Source organism: Micrococcus sp. ACRRV (assembly GCF_022346985.1).
GTDB lineage: Bacteria > Actinomycetota > Actinomycetes > Actinomycetales > Micrococcaceae > Micrococcus > Micrococcus porci.
The window spans coordinates 1-2,942 of the sequence record NZ_JAKRNH010000166.1 but is presented as its reverse complement, the minus strand read 5'-3'; the positions used below and the strand labels follow the sequence as shown (position 1 = coordinate 2,942).

Here is a 2,942-nt window from a genome sequence, read left to right as displayed (position 1 = left end):
CCGGTCCGGGTCGGGAGCATCGGGGCGATCAACTCCCATTGGGTGTCAGAGAGCATCTGGAACCGGGACATGTCCCCAGGGTCTCAGCTGACTCGTGCATCTATTCTCAGACACGCCCTAGGTGTACTGCCCTGAGACGTTGATTGACCCGATCGAGTTCAGTCCAAGGCGACGCTGGCGGCGGTGTCCGGTGGTGTGCCGATCTCGTCGACGGTGTGGCCCGAGCATGGATGGCGCGTGAGCGTAGCTTTGCGAATGCGGTCGAGAGAGAACCACCGCACAGCACCGCGCAGTCGACACCACCCGATGAGGTACCAGCTACCACGGGTGCCGGCGAACAGAATGGGCTCGACGTCGCGACGGGTGTGCTCGCCAGCGGCGGAGACGAAGTCGATGCGCAGCACTCGTTGATCTGTCATGGCCTGTTCGCAGGTCGAGCGGACGGATCGAGAGGTGCTGGGGGGCGAGTCGACCCAGACTCGCTGCGCGAGCTCGCTTACTTTCTCCCGAGTGCGCGGGTCGAGGACATCCACGATCTTGCGGACGGCGGCTGTAGCGAGATCGGAGTACGGCGCATCGGGTGCGGCCTTGACCGCTGCCAGCAGTGCCAAGGCCTGAGCCGGTGACAATGCGACCGGCGGCAGGGAACCACCTTCTACGATCCCGTACCCTCCGCCTGGGCCAGGGCGGGACCACAGCGGCGCTCCGGATGCTTCGAGTGCCGCCAGGTCTCTTTTAATCGTCCGGACAGACACCCCGAACTCACGGGCCAGTCCCTCCGCGCTCCTCCCACGCTTCCCGCCGCGCCTGAGCGCCTCCGACAGTGCGTGGAGGCGTTCCGAACGCTTCATCAGGGAACCATCGCCACATTCATGTCACAAATAGTGCCACTCCGTTGTCCAGGAGCCCTGCCAGCATCGAGCACATGACATCGAACGCAACGGACCAACCGCACGTCATCCTCGTTCCCGGCTACTGGCTGGGCGCCTGGGCCTGGGATGACGTAGTGCCCGCCCTGAAGGAGCACGGGCTCGACGTCGAGGCCGTCACCCCGCCGGGCCTCGACGAGCAAGATCTCAACCGGAAGAACGCCACTCTGCAGGAGCAGGTCAATGCCCTCCAGGCCCTTGTCGAACAGGCCGGCGGCGACGTCGTTCTCGTGGGCCACAGCGGCGCCAACGCCGCGGTAAGCACTGTCACGGACAGGATCCCGCAGCTGCTCCGCCGGGTCATCTGGGTCGATTCCGGGCCCATGACGGACGGAGCAGCCTTCGCGCCGGAGCTCCCGCAAGACATCGAGGAGCTCCCGCTGCCTGACTTTGACACGCTCGGTCAGCAGGCCAGCCTCGAAGGGCTTAGCGACGGCCAGCTCAAGACCTTCCGCGCCCGCGCTGTTCCCGAGCCTGCAGGTGTCGCCCGCGCCTCGGTCTCTTTGAACAATGATCGGCGCTACGGCGTGCCGACCACTCTGATCTGCTGCTCCCTGCCGTCCAGCCAGGTCCTTGAGCTGGCCCAGGCACGACACCCTATGTTCGCCGCCGTCAACGACCTGATCGACGTCCAGTTCATCGACCTGCCTACTGGTCACTGGCCGATGTGGAGCCGCCCCGAGGATCTGGGCAAGGCGATCGCCACCGCCGCTCTCGCCTCCTAGGTTCCTCCTCGCCGATGAAGGGGGACAGCCACTGCGCTGTCCCCCTTCATCCCGTTCCGAAAGCCCCCATGAGCCACAAGAACGCCGCCCTGACACCCCGCCACCGCCTGAAGGTCGCTCGCCTCGTCGTCGAGGACGGGTGGCCGATCAGCGAGATTGCTGCCCGCTTCCAGGTGTCCTGGCCGACGGTGAAGCGGTGGGTCGACCGCTACCTCGCCGGTGAGTCCATGGAAGACCGGTCTTCGCGCCCGAGGGTGTCGCCGAACAAGACCCCGAAGACGGTGACCAAGCGGTGCGTCAGCCTGCGAATGCGGTTGCGCGAAGGCCCAGTTCAGCTCGCCGCTCGACTCGGCATCGCACCATCGACGGTGCACCGAATCCTCACGACGGCACGCCTCAACCGGCTGTCCTACGTCGACCGTGCCACCGGCGAGCCGATCCGCCGGTACGAACACCCCCATCCCGGCTCGCTGGTGCACGTGGACGTGAAGAAGCTCGGGAATATCCCCGACGGCGGCGGCTGGCGCTATGTCGGCCGACTCCAAGGCGAACGCAACCGCGCCGCCACGCCCGGGAAGCCGAAGAACAAGTGGCACAACCCAAAGCTTGGGTACGCGTTTGTGCACACCGTCATCGACGACCACTCCCGCGTCGCGTACACCGAGGTCCACGACGACGAGACTGCCATCACCGCCGTCGCCGTCCTGCACCGGGCGGTCGAGTGGTTCGCAAACCGCGGCGTCACCATCGAACGGGTGCTGTCTGACAATGGCGGGGCATACCGGTCACACCTGTGGCGCGACACCTGCGAGTGAATCGCTCCGGGTCTGGTGGAGGCTCTGATCCAACGGAAGGATGCAGAGCATGCCCGCACCACGGAAGTACCCCGACGAGCTCCGCGAACGCGCCACGCGGATGACGCTGGAAGCCCGTCAAGACCCCGCCACGAGGACCGGAGCATTCCGCCGCGTAGGAGAACAGCTCGGGATCAATCCCGAGACGCTGCGCAACTGGGTCCGCCAAGCCGAGATCGACCACGGCCACCGCCCCGGAATCACGACCAGCGAAGCCGCCCGGGTGGCCGAGCTGGAGAAGGAGAACCGTGAACTACGGCGGGCGAACGCGATCCTGCGCTCGGCGTCGGCTTTCTTCGCGGCGGAGCTCGACCGCCCACACCGGTGATCGTGGAATACATCGACGAGCACAAGCACGAGTTCGGTGTCGAGCCGATCTGCACCACGCTGACCGCAGCGGGCACGCAGATCGCACCGAGCACGTACTACGCCGC

The 2,942-nt window shown here is 66.2% G+C and carries 3 protein-coding genes, 1 pseudogene and 1 other annotated feature; of the genes and pseudogenes, 3 read left to right on the top strand and 1 reads right to left on the bottom strand.

What is annotated here, in order from left to right; translation table 11 throughout:
• Positions 1-158: 158 nt before the first annotated feature.
• On the bottom strand, positions 159-851 hold the full coding sequence (locus MHY29_RS11705) for a YafY family protein (RefSeq protein WP_224355061.1): 693 nt from the start codon (positions 849-851) through the stop codon (positions 159-161).
• A 74-nt stretch (positions 852-925) separates the two neighbouring features.
• On the opposite strand from MHY29_RS11705, the gene MHY29_RS11700 reads away from it, so the two are divergent.
• The 3 genes and pseudogenes from MHY29_RS11700 (at position 926) to MHY29_RS11690 (ending at position 2,836) form a co-directional block, all read left to right on the top strand.
• Positions 926-1,654, top strand: coding sequence for an alpha/beta fold hydrolase (locus MHY29_RS11700; protein WP_206397126.1), 729 nt, complete (start codon positions 926-928; stop codon positions 1,652-1,654).
• Positions 1,655-1,722: 68 nt separating this feature from the next.
• Positions 1,723-2,463: pseudogene (locus tag MHY29_RS11695) on the top strand (helix-turn-helix domain-containing protein); the annotation flags it as partial.
• Between the two features lie 55 nt (positions 2,464-2,518).
• Positions 2,519-2,836, top strand: a complete 318-nt coding sequence (locus MHY29_RS11690) for a transposase (protein ID WP_239241423.1) — start codon at positions 2,519-2,521, stop codon at positions 2,834-2,836.
• Positions 2,797-2,925, top strand: a sequence feature (AL1L pseudoknot). It overlaps the preceding gene by 40 nt.
• The last annotated feature ends 17 nt before the right edge of the window (positions 2,926-2,942 follow it).

What these genes read in the sequence shown, in the direction of transcription:
- MHY29_RS11700 (WP_206397126.1), top strand. Translation starts at nt 926, where the DNA reads ATGACATCGAACGCAACGGACCAACCGCACGTCATCCTCGTTCCCGGC.
- MHY29_RS11705 (WP_224355061.1), bottom strand. Translation starts at nt 851, where the DNA reads ATGAAGCGTTCGGAACGCCTCCACGCACTGTCGGAGGCGCTCAGGCGC.
- MHY29_RS11690 (WP_239241423.1), top strand. Translation starts at nt 2,519, where the DNA reads ATGCCCGCACCACGGAAGTACCCCGACGAGCTCCGCGAACGCGCCACG.